Below are 13,112 nucleotides of genomic sequence, written 5' to 3'. Positions count from 1 at the left end.
GCGATAAGAAGATAAATTGCGAACGCATTGGCATATTCAAACGCACCGTGCAAATCGCCAATATTATCATAAAATCTATTTCTACCGAATTCTGTAAATCCCATCAATTCAGTAAAAACAGTCATAATAACAGCAGTTATAGGGACACTATACAAAAGCTGTTGCCGTTCTTCTCTGCTTATTTGAATTATTGCCAATGTAAACAAAAAGGCAGTAAAAAACTTGACAAACCCATGTATAGACATAGATTTATCAACAGCCCAAAATTTTGTTAAGAAATACATAACGCTCATAAAGAGCAAAACAAAAAATGTAAACGACTTGCTGTATTTGATACTTTTTGTTTTGAAGATATGTACAAGCAATGCTATCAAAAGAACAATGCCGACCGCTGCGGAATAAAAGACATAATATCCACCAACAAAAAATGGAAAAAATAACAATATAGCAAATAGAATTTTGGACATTTTGCTATTTAATTGCATCTTATCACCACCATTTAATTATTAGATAAAGTATTACATAACTAAAAACAATTTGCAATATGTTACCTGTATGTTACCAAAAAATAATATACTGAAAACATACTGAACCATACATCTTATGAAACAACTTTTATTCTTTTACTCCATTTAGAATAAATCGTTTTATTACCTGTTTTTTTATAAGTTCTAATCTTAACATAGTAATTTTTATTTGATTTTATTTTTTTTATTTTATAACTATTTTTATTCTTAACTATTTTAGTTTTTGTAAATTTTGATTTGAACTTTTTATTTGTTGAATATTTTACTTGATAACCATCAGCATTATTGATTTTTTTCCACGAAACTCTAATACTTTTGCCTTTAATTTTTGCGGATTTAATCGAAGGTCTTGACAAATGCACTTGAGAAACAACAGAAGACGAAACGCTTTGCGTTGTTTGAGCAGTCTGTGTTGTGGACTCGGTTTCAGCAAAACCTGTATTAAAGCTATTATTCGGTTTAGTTACAGAAACGTCAGAGGTGCTTTCGTCTTTTTCATCATCAGCAAAAACAGGCCTAATAACACCCCAATATGGTGCTCCCCTTGATGAAGTTATCATATAATATGGTTTATTTGTATTATAAACAACTCCGTTTGCTTGATGATAAGATGAATTTTTTGATTCATATATCCCTAAATGACCATAATAAATATCCGGTTCACCTTCATAAATCAAAACATCACCCATTCTCGGCTTTGCATCCTTTATTCTTTTCCAGCCGTCAGGAATTTTGTTCCTTACATAATCTACAGCGTTTCCTATACCTCTCTTTTCACCTAAAAAATCATAATATGCCATAATCAAATCAACGCATTGCGCACCATTTTGATTATCAAAATCAACACTTTGATCAACTTGAGATTTTGCCCATTTCATTGCTTCAAATTTGGATTTTCTTTCTGACTGTGCACAAACTGACACAACACAAGTTGACAAAGCCACTATCAAAGATAATAGCATACATATAAATTTTTTCACTATAAAGCCCTCTAAATGTAAATAATTCTTTAACATTTTATCATAAGAGATTGCAAAAAGCAATACATATCAAGAAAAAAGTCGTGAAATAATCACGACTTTTCATATACATTAATTAAAGGAGACCGTCCCAAGTGTCTACTTCTTTTGCTTTCATTTCTTCTTCATCAAACCAATGTTGAGTTACAGATTTGCTTTCTGTAAAGAAGCGATAAGCATCTTTGCCGAGGCAATGAAGATCACCAAAGAATGATTGCTTGTGACCGCTGAACGGAATGAAGCCGACAGGTACAGGGATGCCAACATTGATGCCAACCTGACCGCCGTCTGTGTATCTTGCAAACTGACGAGCGTAGTAACCGCTTTGAGTATAAATAACGGAGCCGTTTGCATACGGATTGTTGTTCATAAGTTCAAGACCTTCTTCAAAGTTCTTAACTCTCTTGATACAAAGAACAGGACCGAAAACTTCTTCACGACCGATTGACATATCCTCGGTTACATTGTCAAACACTGTAGGACCTACAAAGTAGCCGTTTTTACATTCGGCAGGAAGTTCAGGATTTCTGCCGTCAACAACAAGAGTTGCGCCCTCATTTATGCCTTTTTCAATATCTGCAAGCACTTCTTTATAGTGTTTTTCGTATGTAATAGGACCAAGGCGGGTATTTTTATCCCAAGCAAGACCGCAATTTACGGAAGCAACTTGCTTTTTAAGTTCTGCAACAAATTTGTCTGCAATACTCTCTTGAACAACACAGCAAGAAAGAGCCATACATCTTTGACCGCCACAACCAAAAGCAGAGTTGATTACACCGGCAACAGTTCTTTCAAGAGCACAATCTTCAAGGATGAGAGCGTGATTCTTTGCCTGGCAAAGAGCCTGACATCTCTTGCCTGATGCGGCAGCTCTTTCGTACACCTTAAGTCCGACAGGAGTTGAGCCAACGAAAGTTACACCCTTTACATCAGGATGGTCGAGAATAGTGTTAACTTCTTTTCGTGAGCAAGTAACAATATTTACAACGCCCTTTGGAATTCCTGCCTCAACATAAAGTTCGGCAATACGCATAGCAGTTCTCGGAGTGAGAGAAGCTGCCTTGAGCACGATTGTGTTACCGCAAGCAACGCAAACAGGAACCATCCAGCCGAACGGAATCATTGCCGGGAAGTTAACAGGAACAATTCCTGCGAAAACACCGATAGCCTCACGATACTTAACCGTGTCAAAGCCTGTTGATGCGTCCATAAGACTTTCGCCCATCATAAGTGACGGAGCTTGAGTTGCAAGTTCTGTGCCCTCAATAGCCTTGCCGACATCACCTGCCGCCTCTGACCAAGTTTTGCCGTTTTCTTCGCAAACAAGCATTGTGAGTTCATCAAGATGCTCATTGAGAAGTTCACGAACCTTGTAAAGCACAGCGGCTCTTTTGCGGGCAGGAGTGTTTTTCCAAGCAGGAAAAGCAGCCTTTGCGGCTTCAATTGCTTCAAGCACCTCATCATTGGTACAGCAAGGAGCTTGACCTGTCACCTCTCCTGTTGACGGATTGTGCAAATCGTACCAAATTTCTGCGCCTGATTCCTTGAACTCGTTGTTTACAAAATACTTTAATCTTTCCATATTAAAATCCCCTTTTAGAAAAATTATTTTATATTAAATTTTGTGTTATTAATTCATCAAACCTCATGAACCTTGAGCATATTTGTTGTGCCTGAAATGCCAAGCGGAATACCTGCTGTGATTACTGCAAGGTCACCCTGCTTGAGAACTCCGGCATTTTTTGAAACTTCAACAGCGTGATTGAAAAGTTCATCGGTATTATTTTTAAGTTCGCACATAACAGGCATAACACCCCATGAAAGAACAAGCTGACGATACACTCTTGTATCGGTTGTTGCACCCACAATTTGAGTATACGGTCTGAAGCGTGAAATCATACGGGCAGTTGTGCCACTCTTCGTAACGGTAACGATTGCGACAGCATTAAGGTCGTGAGCAGTTGTTACGGTTGCGTGAGAAATAGCGGTTGTGACATCCTCATTTGACGGGCGCTGATTAAAGCGATGTTTATAATCAATATCAGCTTCGGTTGTGAGAGCAATTTTGTTCATAATCTCAACTGCCTCAACAGGATGCTTACCCACTGCCGATTCGCCCGAAAGCATAATTGCAGATGTACCGTCATAAATAGAATTAGCAACATCGGTGATTTCTGCTCTTGTCGGTCTTGGGTTTTCTATCATAGATTCAAGCATTTGAGTGGCTGTGACAACAATCTTGCCTGCCTCATACACTTTTTCAATAATCTTCTTTTGGATAGACGGAATTTGCTCAAACGGAACTTCAACGCCGAGGTCGCCACGAGCAACCATAATACCGTCTGCCACATCAATGATTTCATCAATATTATCAAGACCCTGACGGTTTTCTATCTTTGCAATAATCTTTGGAGTTTTCCAGCCGATTGCTTCAAGATAGTTACGCATAATTGTGACATCGGTTGCACTTCTGCAAAACGAAGCAGCGATAAAATCAAAGTCCATTCTCTTGCCAAAGCTCAAATCGTCCATATCCTTTTGTGAAAGATAAGGCATATTGAGTTTTACATCAGGAACATTAACACCCTTATGGTCGGTGAGAATACCGCCGTCAACAACTGTGCAATAGATTTCTTTGCCGACAACTTTGTTTACAGTCATTGACATAAGACCGTCATTGATAAGGATAGTTGTTCCCGGGTGAACATCATTTGGAAGTCCGTCATAATTGATATAACTCTTTTCGCTTGTTCCAACGCACTCCTCGGTTGTGAGCACAAAGCTATCACCTGTTTTTATTTCTACACCCTCGGGTTTTTCAAATTTTCCAAGTCTGATTTCAGGTCCTTTTGTATCAAGCAATGTTGCAATAGGAAGTCCGACTTCCTTTCGAGCCTCCGTAACCTCTTTGAATCTTCTTTCGTGCTCGTCATACTCGCCGTGGCTGAAATTAAAGCGAGCAACATTCATTCCGCTTCGCATCATTTGACGAAGCACCTCTTTGTCATCGGTTGCAGGACCGATTGTGCAAATTATCTTCGTTTTACGCATCATAGCTTTTTACCTCTTTAGCCGCAAATTTTATATATCATAATAAGTTATATTTTATCATAAAGCAGACAAATTACAAGACATTAAATGTATCTATTTTATTAAATCTTTTATCACTTCTCCACCGATTATAAGCCCGACAACCGAAGGAACAAACGACACCGAACCGGGAAGCGAACGCCGTTGAGTATCTCCAAGTTCTTCAATAACATCTGCATTTTCAAAAGGCTTAATTGCAGGTTCTTTTGAATAAACAACTTTTAGATGATTGACGCCTCTTTTTCGAAGTTCTGTTCTCATCACCTTTGCAAGAGGACAAACGGAAGTTTTGCTTATATCGGCAACTTCAAACGCTGTCGGGTCAAGTTTGTTGCCTGCACCCATTGATGAAATTATCGGCGTTCCGCTTTCTCTTGCCTGAATAGCAAGTTCAATTTTTCCTTTAACGGTATCTATTGCATCAACAACATAATCGTATTGTGAAAAATCGAACTTATCCGCAGTTTCGGGAAGATAGAAGCATTTGTGTTTGTTTACAACGCAGTCGGGATTGATTGATTTTATGCGCTTTTCTGCAACATCAACCTTTGCCATTCCGACGGTATCGTGAGTTGCGATTATTTGACGATTGATATTTGTAAGTGCAACATCGTCATCATCAACAATATCAATTGTGCCGACACCGCTTCTTGCAAGCGCCTCAACGGTGTATCCACCCACACCGCCGACACCAAAAACGGCAACTCTCGATTTTTTCAGTTTTTCAACTCCGTCAGTGCCAAGCAACAATTCGGTTCTTGAAAATTGATTTAACATACCTTTTTCCTACATCTAATACTTTTTATAATCTATGCCGAATTCTTCAAAAACTTTTTTTCCACGGTCAATTTCATCCTGTGAAATATCGTTGATAACTTCAACTTCCTTTTTGATTTTTTCTATTTTCTTTTTAGGGGCGAAAATCAGCAATATCACCCTTGCAATCCATAAAACAGGAAGCAAAAACGGCAACTTCTTTTTTATTCCGAAACGGTTATACAATTCTGAAGCCGAAGGAAAAATCCTGTCTTTAAGATATTTTTTTCTATCTGCCTGACCGTATACCGCTTCGTTTTTCATCATATTAAGGATGTCATTATTGCGATGAAAACCATATTCGCTATTGCAAAGAATATAGTTTTGAACATTTTTTGTTGAACCGTCATCCTCTTTATTGCCAAACCAAATGTCTGCAATTTTTACAAGGCTGATATTAAAATCATTCAGTCCTGCCGATAAAAGTCGAGAGTTCATTTTGAACTGTTCATCCTTTGAAAGCTGATGCCACAAAACATAAACATCAACAATGTTTTTTACACCAAGCCCCTTTGAAAACATATTTTTTATAAAATGCCCGATATTAAAATAATACAAATCGGAAAGCGACATTTTATAAAGGCCGTCTGTTTCTGTTGTCAAAAGACTATTCCAATCAACAATAAAGTCATTATAATGCGGATGTTTTTGGTGCATAAATTCATAATGAATTTCTATATAAATATCATTATTGTCATCTCTTTTAAATGCGTCTACCTGACCGTCATCAAGTACATCGGGAACATATCCATTGTCGAGCATAATCTGTTTGACAACATCACGCTGAACCTTTGAGCCGTCAGTTTTCACCATAAAATCAATATCGCCCATTGTTCGCATATCAGGCTGTAGATAATAAGCACGGATTTGGCTTCCCTTAATAGGCATAACATCAAAGCCACGGGATGTGAATATATGAGTTAGCTTTTCCGTTTCCATTTCCTGATAAGCGGCTTGACGAAGAAGCACTCCGTAATCGGAATACCACTGTGCCATCAATTCGGGTGACGGCTTGTTATTAAGTTTTTCTACGCTGTACCACAAAAGGTTCGACAGCGAATGTCTGCGAGAAATTTGAAATACATTTTCAAATATAACCTCGGGCGGTTTTTCCTTTGGTTGTAAATCATTCAAGGCACATTTTGCAAGATGCAAAAAGTAGCCGTAATCCGTATTTATCTCAAACATAATTAATCCTTAATATCATTTTGTAATTCTTTCATAAGTTCCTCGTGGTGCTTTGCTCCCTCAATACGCACAATGCGAGATGGGATGAAGCAGAACAGAAGAACAACTGCACAACCGAGGAACAGTTCCATAGGATAAACGATGTCTTCACTTGCTACTCCTCTGTTTGCCATATTAATAATGACTTGTGCAACAACAGGACCTATAATCATAGGCACTAAAACATACATAACAATTCGGCAACCTTGGAAGAGTCCTTCTTTTCCGTCAGGAATAAAATCTCTGTATGAGGCGGTAAAAAGTCCTGCCATAACAAGATTTACACCAATTGTAAGAGTTCCGCCGATAATAAGAATAATTATCTCGGCAGTTTCATTTTTATCAACAAAGAACTTGGCACTCCAAATAATTATACAGCCTATAACACCTGCGATAATTGTAGGATAATAAAAATTCTGTTTGCCTTTTTTATCCATTGCAATACCGATAAGCACAGAGCCTACCGCCGCAAGAACCATAATTATACCAACAGGTATTATGTAATTCTTTATTTTAAGTGTGCCCTCAACAATGTTAAAAAGATAATTGATATACACTTGATAGCCGATAGAAGCAATCATATATCCCGAAAGGCAAACATAAAGCATTTTGTTTTGCTTAATTGTTGACGGCTTCAAGGAATATGTAAAATCGTTAAAGAATGAGTTTGATTTATTCGGTTTGATACCCTCTTTGTCTTTCATAAGAAACAAGCCGATTACACCGCCGACAGTTGGCATAATTCCCATAATGATAAAGAATTTTTGCCAAGATTCAACCGTTGCGGATGAATTTGTCATACTGTCAAATCCGCCGAAAACTATTGCCATGGCGAAAAGCGGAATAACGGCAAGAATAGTGTCAACTCTTGCACGGTTTGCGGTATTTGTTACATCGGTTATCCAAGTGTTATATGAGGCATCGTTACTGATTGAACCGATGACCGACATAATGCAATCCATTGCAACAACAAGAATAACCATAGGCAAAACTTTGTCGGCTGATGGTCGCATAGGCACAAGCGAAAATGCGGCGATTGTGAAACCCCAAACAACATAGCCCCAGCAGATGAACACCTTTCTCTTGCCTGTTCTGTCAGACAGAGCACCGCCGATAAGCGTTGCCAATGTTGCAAATATTGCCGAAAAAGCAACAAGAAGCGTTGTGGCATAAGGTGCTTTTGTTATTTCGTTTTGCATAAATCGTGAAAAATACATATTTTCAACAACCCATGCAATTTGACCGATTAAGCCAAAAAGCAAAATCGAAGTCCAAGTTCTTGCTGACAAAGCACCGACTTTTTTAGATTTATCTGACATAAAAAACACCCCTTTTGTTTATAACAAAATCATCGGTTAACTGTTTTCTTGCTTCAGCACATCAAAAATGCTGTCGATATTATCAATTTGATAATCAACACTATACCCATTACTCAATGGCAAGTTGTGGGGATTGAACCAACAGGTTTTGAATCCCATATTATTGCCACCCTTGATGTCGGAAGTGAGCGAATCGCCGACAATCAAAATCTCATCATCAGAAACCTTTGGTATATTCTGCAAAACAAAATTGAAGAACTCCTTTGACGGTTTTGCATAGCCGACATCATCAGAAATAAATGCGCCGTTGAATATGCCGTCAATTCCCGACACTGCAAGTTTTTTTGTTTGAACATTTTTTGCACCGTTGGTGACTGCATATTGATAATAGGAATTTGAAAGAGCTTTTATCGTTTCCTCTGCATTGCCGATAAATTCAACGCGATCGGGCAATGACGATTCGTAGAATTCGCAAAACTCATTTGCATCAACATCGCAAAAACCTTTTACATTCAAAAATTCCTCAAATCTGCCGATAAGCACCTGTTCTTTGGTGAGTTCACCCGTTTCGAGCCTGTTCCAATAACTTTGATTGATAGCGGAATATTCGGCAACCGTGCTGTCGGTACATTCGCCCAAATCAAAGCGAGCAAACGCTTTTTTGAGTGCCATATTTTCACTTTTTAAAAAATCAAGAAGTGTGGCGTCAATATCCCACAAAATTATTTTTATCATAAATCAATATCGAGTTCAACAGGGCAATGGTCACTGCCCATAACTTCGGTGTGAATTTTGGCATCCTGCAATTTGTCATTAAGAGAATTTGAAGTGATGAAATAGTCAATTCTCCATCCTGAATTCTTTTCTCTTGCCTTAAATCTATATGACCACCATGAATAGATACCCTCTTGATCAGGATAAAAATATCTGAATGTATCTGTAAAACCACTGTCAAGAAGTGCAGTCATCTTGCTTCTTTCCTCATCGGTAAAGCCTGCGTTTTTGTGATTTGTCTTTGGGTTTTTAAGGTCAATTTCTTTATGAGCAACATTCAGGTCACCGCAGAACACAACAGGTTTTTTCTCGTTAAGTTTGAGCATATACTCCCTGAAATCGTCCTCCCATACCATACGGTAATCAAGGCGGAGAAGCTCCTGCTTTGAATTCGGAACATAAACCGTTGCAAAATAGAAATCGTCAAATTCAAGGGTAATAAGTCTGCCCTCTTTGTCGTGCTCGTCAATTCCAAGACCGTAAGTTACACTGATTGGTTCTTTCTTTGTGAAAATCGCCGTTCCCGAATATCCTTTTTTCTCGGCATAATTCCAATATGCGTGATAGCCCTCCGGAGCAAAATCAATCTGACCCTCCTGAAGTTTGGTTTCCTGCACGCAAAAAATATCTGCATCAATATCGTTGAAAAAATCTTTAAAGCCCTTTGTAACACAGGCACGAAGTCCGTTTACATTCCAAGAAATAAATTTCATCTTTTTACCTCACATTGATATATTACACCCTAATTATACAATAGACTAATTACTATTGCAAATATAATCTTTAATAATTATAATTTATATGGTATAATATTACAGGTGATAAAATGAAGAGAACAATCAGCTGTGTGCTGTCGGCAATTGCAACAGCGTACACAATTTGGTATATGCACTTTGGAACGCCATACAAAAACTCGGGTGCACTGTCAAAAATCGGGTTGGAACACCACGGTTTATTTGCAATTTGGGGCATTTTGACATTTGTTGCACTTGCACTGGCAATCACATTGGCATACCAAAAATATCTAAAAACAAAAGCATATATTCCGCTCCTTGCAATATCGGGAATCGGAATGATATTGACGCTTACCAACGATTTTGACTACGACAACAAGGTGCAGTATTTTTTGCATTGCACAGGGTCACTTACATTCTCGGCAGTAACGGGAATAACGATATTCCTTTTATTTTTGCTAAACTACAAAAAAGGCAGAATATTCAAAATTTTTACATACATCACGGCAACGATTTTGATAGCGGATTTGATTTGCTTGTTGATATTCAAAGAAACAGGACTTATAGAAGCATTTCCGATATTTGCAGGATATTTACTGCTTGGCATTGTGAATTTAAGGAGAGAAAAGGTTGAACTTACACGATAAATTAAAAGACATTGACACATATCCGTTTCATATGCCGGGGCACAAACGAAACGACAAATTCGGCATTTTGGGTAGTGAGATAGACATAACCGAAATTGACGACTTTGACAATTTACATTCCCCAAGCGGAGTGATAAAAAACACCGAGGACAAACTCAAAAGCATATACAAAAGCGAGCGTTCATTCATAAGTGTTAACGGTTCGAGCGGTGGTATACTTGCCGCAATTTTTGCTGTGTGCAACGAGGGTGGCACCGTGATTGTTGCACGCAACTGCCACAAAAGCGTGTACAATGCCTGTATGCTGTTGAAACTGAAAATCATATTTATAGAACCTCAATACGACCTTACAAACGGTTACTACACAAACCTTAAACAAGACGCCGTAAACAGTGCGATAAGCCGCAATCCGGAGGCAAAAGCGTTTATCATAACATCACCTACATATGAGGGGTTTGTGTCCGACATCAAATGCGATATACCGCTGATAATTGATGCGGCACACGGTGCGCATTTTGGTATGCCATACTTTCCCAAATATCCGAGCGGCGATATTGTTATATCTTCACTTCACAAAACTTTGCCGTCACTCACTCAAACATCGGTTGTGAATGTTTTTAACGAGAAATACGTCGACAAAGTCAAGCGATATATGGATATTTTTCAAACGACCTCGCCAAGCTATGTGCTGATGAACAGCATTGACATCTGCTGTGATTATGTGCTGAATTGCCGAAACGAATTTGGCAAATTTTACGAAAAACTTTGTGATTTAAGGCTTGTTGAAACAGACAATTTAAAAATTCAATACAATGACGACATTTCAAAAATAGTTTTGTCCTGTGCAAGCACAAATATCACAGGAAGCGAACTTGCAGATATTTTCAGAAACAAATACAAAATCGAACCCGAAGCGGTATCGCAAAATTACATTTTGCTTATGGCAACCATCGGCGACACAGACGAGGGATTGGCTCTGCTCAAAATGGCTGTTCTTGAAACCGATGCCAAACTTGAATACTCACCTGCAAAGCCGATTAGAAAGCCACCTGTTGACAGGAACGAAATCGTTGTTTCTATTGCAGACAACGGAATTTTGACGGACACAAACGAATGTGTCGGAAAGGTATCAAACGAATTTGTTTATGCCTATCCGCCCGACATTCCGATAATTGCTCCAAACGAAATTATCACGGCAGAAGCGGTTGATTACATCAAAAATGCAATGGCTGACGGAGTGAATATTATATCCGACAGCGGTCAACTTCCCAATAAAATATTGACAAAAGCGGGTTTATAATCTATAATAAGCCTGTAATAAATTTTTATGAGGTGTTCTTATGAAGAGAATTAATACTTTAAGCTCAAGAAATCTTTGCGAATCAGCTAAGAAGGGCGGCTGCGGTGAATGCCAGACATCTTGCCAATCAGCATCAAAAACTTCTTGCTCAGTAGCAAACCAACAGTGCGAGCAACTTAAGAAGTAATTACAACGGACTTACGGTAGCTGATTTTAGGCTACCGTTTTTCTATGTTATAAGTACAATTTTGATAGGAAAAGATTATGATACACGCATACAAAATGAACGGATACAATATCATTCTTGACCAAAACAGCGGATGTGTTCACAGCGTTGACGAGGTTGCATATGATATTATCACCCGATACAAAGAAAATACAAAAGACGAAATCAAGGCATATATTCTTGACAAATATTCCGACAGAGCAGATGTAACCGACGAGGATATTGAGGAATGTTTTGAGGATATTGAGAGCCTTATTGCAGACGGCAGACTTTTTGCAGAGGACACTTTTGAAGCAACCGCAAAGGAATTCAAAAAGCGTCAAGGTGTAATCAAAGCCATTTGCCTTCATGTTGCACACGGATGCAACCTCAACTGCGAATACTGTTTTGCAGGCAAAGGCGAATACGGCGGTGCTGACAAAGGCTTGATGAGTCTTGAAGTCGGCAAAAGAGCACTCGACTTTTTGATTGAGCAAAGTGGAACAAGAAAGAATCTTGAAGTTGACTTTTTCGGCGGAGAACCGCTTCTCAACTGGGATGTGTGCAAAGAGCTTGTCAAATACGGCAGAGAGCAGGAAAAGAAATTTGACAAAAATTTCCGCTTTACTCTTACAACAAACGGTGTGCTTGTTGACGATGAAGTAATCGACTTTTGCAACAAGGAAATGAGCAATGTTGTGCTTTCGCTTGACGGTAGAAAGAATGTTCACGACAACCTCCGCAAAACTCCAAACGGCAAAGGCAGTTATGATTTAATCATTGACAAGTTCAAAAAATTTGCCGACAGCAGAAAGCAAAAGAACTATTATATGAGAGGCACATACACTCACTTCAATACCGACTTTTCAAACGATTTGCTGCATATGGCAGACCTCGGTTTTAAGGAATTATCGGTTGAGCCTGTTGTGTGCGACCCTAAAGAGCCGTGGGCACTCAGGGAAAGCGACTTGCCTATTCTCAAAGAACAATACCAAATTCTTGCAAACGAAATGCTCAAACGATACAGAAGCGGAAACGGCTTTACATTTTATCATTACATGATTGACCTCGACCACGGACCTTGCATCGTCAAGAGAGTAAGCGGTTGCGGAGTGGGTACGGAATATATGGCGGTTACTCCAAGCGGTGACCTCTTCCCTTGCCACCAATTTGTCGGTGATGACAAGTTCAAGCTCGGCAACATTTATGACGGAGTTACAAATCCGAATGTGCTTGAGCAATTCCAAGAATGTAATGTCTATTCTCACAAAGAGTGTAAGGACTGTTTTGCAAAGCTGTACTGCTCGGGCGGATGTGCCGCAAACGCATACCACACCACAGGCAGTGTAAACGGCGTTTACGAATTCGGCTGTGAACTCCACAGAAAGAGAATTGAATGTGCGATTATGCTAAAAGTGGCAGAAGCCGAAGAAAACTTAAAAGTTGAATACTAA

12 protein-coding genes are annotated in these 13,112 nt (G+C 38.8%); 4 read left to right on the top strand and 8 right to left on the bottom strand.

Translation table 11 applies throughout. The features are described 5' to 3' along the window. Positions 1-601 precede the first annotated feature (601 nt). The 8 genes from B5D29_RS02865 to B5D29_RS02830 form a co-directional block, all read right to left on the bottom strand. A complete protein-coding gene (locus tag B5D29_RS02865; RefSeq protein WP_159443381.1) occupies positions 602-1,507 on the bottom strand; it encodes a fibronectin type III domain-containing protein in 906 nt (301 codons plus the stop codon). Positions 1,508-1,622: 115 nt separating this feature from the next. Next, entirely contained in the window at positions 1,623-3,128 is a 1,506-nt protein-coding gene (locus B5D29_RS02860) for a CoA-acylating methylmalonate-semialdehyde dehydrogenase (RefSeq protein WP_078768072.1), read from the bottom strand. 56 nt (positions 3,129-3,184) lie between these two features. Beyond that, entirely contained in the window at positions 3,185-4,600 is a 1,416-nt protein-coding gene (pyk, locus tag B5D29_RS02855; protein ID WP_242941728.1) for a pyruvate kinase, read from the bottom strand. 90 nt (positions 4,601-4,690) lie between these two features. Then, complete coding sequence (locus B5D29_RS02850; RefSeq protein WP_078768071.1) at positions 4,691-5,413, bottom strand: tRNA threonylcarbamoyladenosine dehydratase; 723 nt, start codon at positions 5,411-5,413, stop codon at positions 4,691-4,693. Between the two features lie 15 nt (positions 5,414-5,428). Next, the gene (locus B5D29_RS02845; protein WP_078768070.1) at positions 5,429-6,640 is read right to left on the bottom strand and encodes a nucleotidyltransferase family protein; all 1,212 of its coding nucleotides are present in this window, start codon (positions 6,638-6,640) and stop codon (positions 5,429-5,431) included. Positions 6,641-6,642: 2 nt separating this feature from the next. Beyond that, positions 6,643-7,998 (bottom strand): MFS transporter, encoded by a 1,356-nt coding sequence (locus tag B5D29_RS02840; RefSeq protein WP_078768069.1) that lies wholly within the window; start codon positions 7,996-7,998, stop codon positions 6,643-6,645. Between the two features lie 36 nt (positions 7,999-8,034). Continuing rightward, positions 8,035-8,733: a YjjG family noncanonical pyrimidine nucleotidase gene (locus tag B5D29_RS02835; RefSeq protein WP_078768068.1), complete on the bottom strand. Its 699-nt coding sequence runs from the start codon at positions 8,731-8,733 to the stop codon at positions 8,035-8,037. Further along, complete coding sequence (locus tag B5D29_RS02830) at positions 8,730-9,485, bottom strand: exodeoxyribonuclease III (protein WP_078768067.1); 756 nt, start codon at positions 9,483-9,485, stop codon at positions 8,730-8,732. Before B5D29_RS02830 ends, B5D29_RS02835 begins: the two co-directional genes overlap by 4 nt. A 113-nt stretch (positions 9,486-9,598) precedes the next feature. On the opposite strand from B5D29_RS02830, the gene B5D29_RS02825 reads away from it, so the two are divergent. The 4 genes from B5D29_RS02825 (at position 9,599) to scfB (ending at position 13,112) form a co-directional block, all read left to right on the top strand. Continuing rightward, complete coding sequence (locus B5D29_RS02825; protein WP_078768066.1) at positions 9,599-10,153, top strand: hypothetical protein; 555 nt, start codon at positions 9,599-9,601, stop codon at positions 10,151-10,153. After that, complete coding sequence (locus B5D29_RS02820) at positions 10,137-11,453, top strand: aminotransferase class I/II-fold pyridoxal phosphate-dependent enzyme (protein WP_078768065.1); 1,317 nt, start codon at positions 10,137-10,139, stop codon at positions 11,451-11,453. The genes B5D29_RS02825 and B5D29_RS02820 overlap by 17 nt, the downstream gene beginning before the upstream one ends. 40 nt (positions 11,454-11,493) lie before the next feature. Beyond that, positions 11,494-11,640 carry a six-cysteine ranthipeptide SCIFF gene (gene scfA, locus B5D29_RS02815; RefSeq protein WP_078768064.1) on the top strand — a complete coding sequence of 49 codons (147 nt, stop codon included), beginning with the start codon at positions 11,494-11,496 and terminating at the stop codon, positions 11,638-11,640. 77 nt (positions 11,641-11,717) lie between these two features. Further along, entirely contained in the window at positions 11,718-13,112 is a 1,395-nt protein-coding gene (gene scfB / locus B5D29_RS02810) for a thioether cross-link-forming SCIFF peptide maturase (protein ID WP_078768063.1), read from the top strand.

Origin of the sequence: Eubacterium coprostanoligenes (assembly GCF_900167205.1) — a bacterium.
GTDB classification, from domain to species: domain Bacteria; phylum Bacillota; class Clostridia; order Oscillospirales; family Acutalibacteraceae; genus Eubacterium_R; species Eubacterium_R coprostanoligenes.
Note: the sequence above shows the minus strand (reverse complement) of the source record. Positions and strands in the feature narration are given on the sequence as shown.

What these genes read in the sequence shown, in the direction of transcription:
- B5D29_RS02860 (WP_078768072.1), bottom strand. Translation starts at nt 3,128, where the DNA reads ATGGAAAGATTAAAGTATTTTGTAAACAACGAGTTCAAGGAATCAGGC.
- pyk (WP_242941728.1), bottom strand. Translation starts at nt 4,600, where the DNA reads ATGATGCGTAAAACGAAGATAATTTGCACAATCGGTCCTGCAACCGAT.
- B5D29_RS02850 (WP_078768071.1), bottom strand. Translation starts at nt 5,413, where the DNA reads ATGTTAAATCAATTTTCAAGAACCGAATTGTTGCTTGGCACTGACGGA.
- B5D29_RS02845 (WP_078768070.1), bottom strand. Translation starts at nt 6,640, where the DNA reads ATGTTTGAGATAAATACGGATTACGGCTACTTTTTGCATCTTGCAAAA.
- B5D29_RS02840 (WP_078768069.1), bottom strand. Translation starts at nt 7,998, where the DNA reads ATGTCAGATAAATCTAAAAAAGTCGGTGCTTTGTCAGCAAGAACTTGG.
- B5D29_RS02835 (WP_078768068.1), bottom strand. Translation starts at nt 8,733, where the DNA reads ATGATAAAAATAATTTTGTGGGATATTGACGCCACACTTCTTGATTTT.
- B5D29_RS02830 (WP_078768067.1), bottom strand. Translation starts at nt 9,485, where the DNA reads ATGAAATTTATTTCTTGGAATGTAAACGGACTTCGTGCCTGTGTTACA.
- B5D29_RS02825 (WP_078768066.1), top strand. Translation starts at nt 9,599, where the DNA reads ATGAAGAGAACAATCAGCTGTGTGCTGTCGGCAATTGCAACAGCGTAC.
- scfA (WP_078768064.1), top strand. Translation starts at nt 11,494, where the DNA reads ATGAAGAGAATTAATACTTTAAGCTCAAGAAATCTTTGCGAATCAGCT.
- scfB (WP_078768063.1), top strand. Translation starts at nt 11,718, where the DNA reads ATGATACACGCATACAAAATGAACGGATACAATATCATTCTTGACCAA.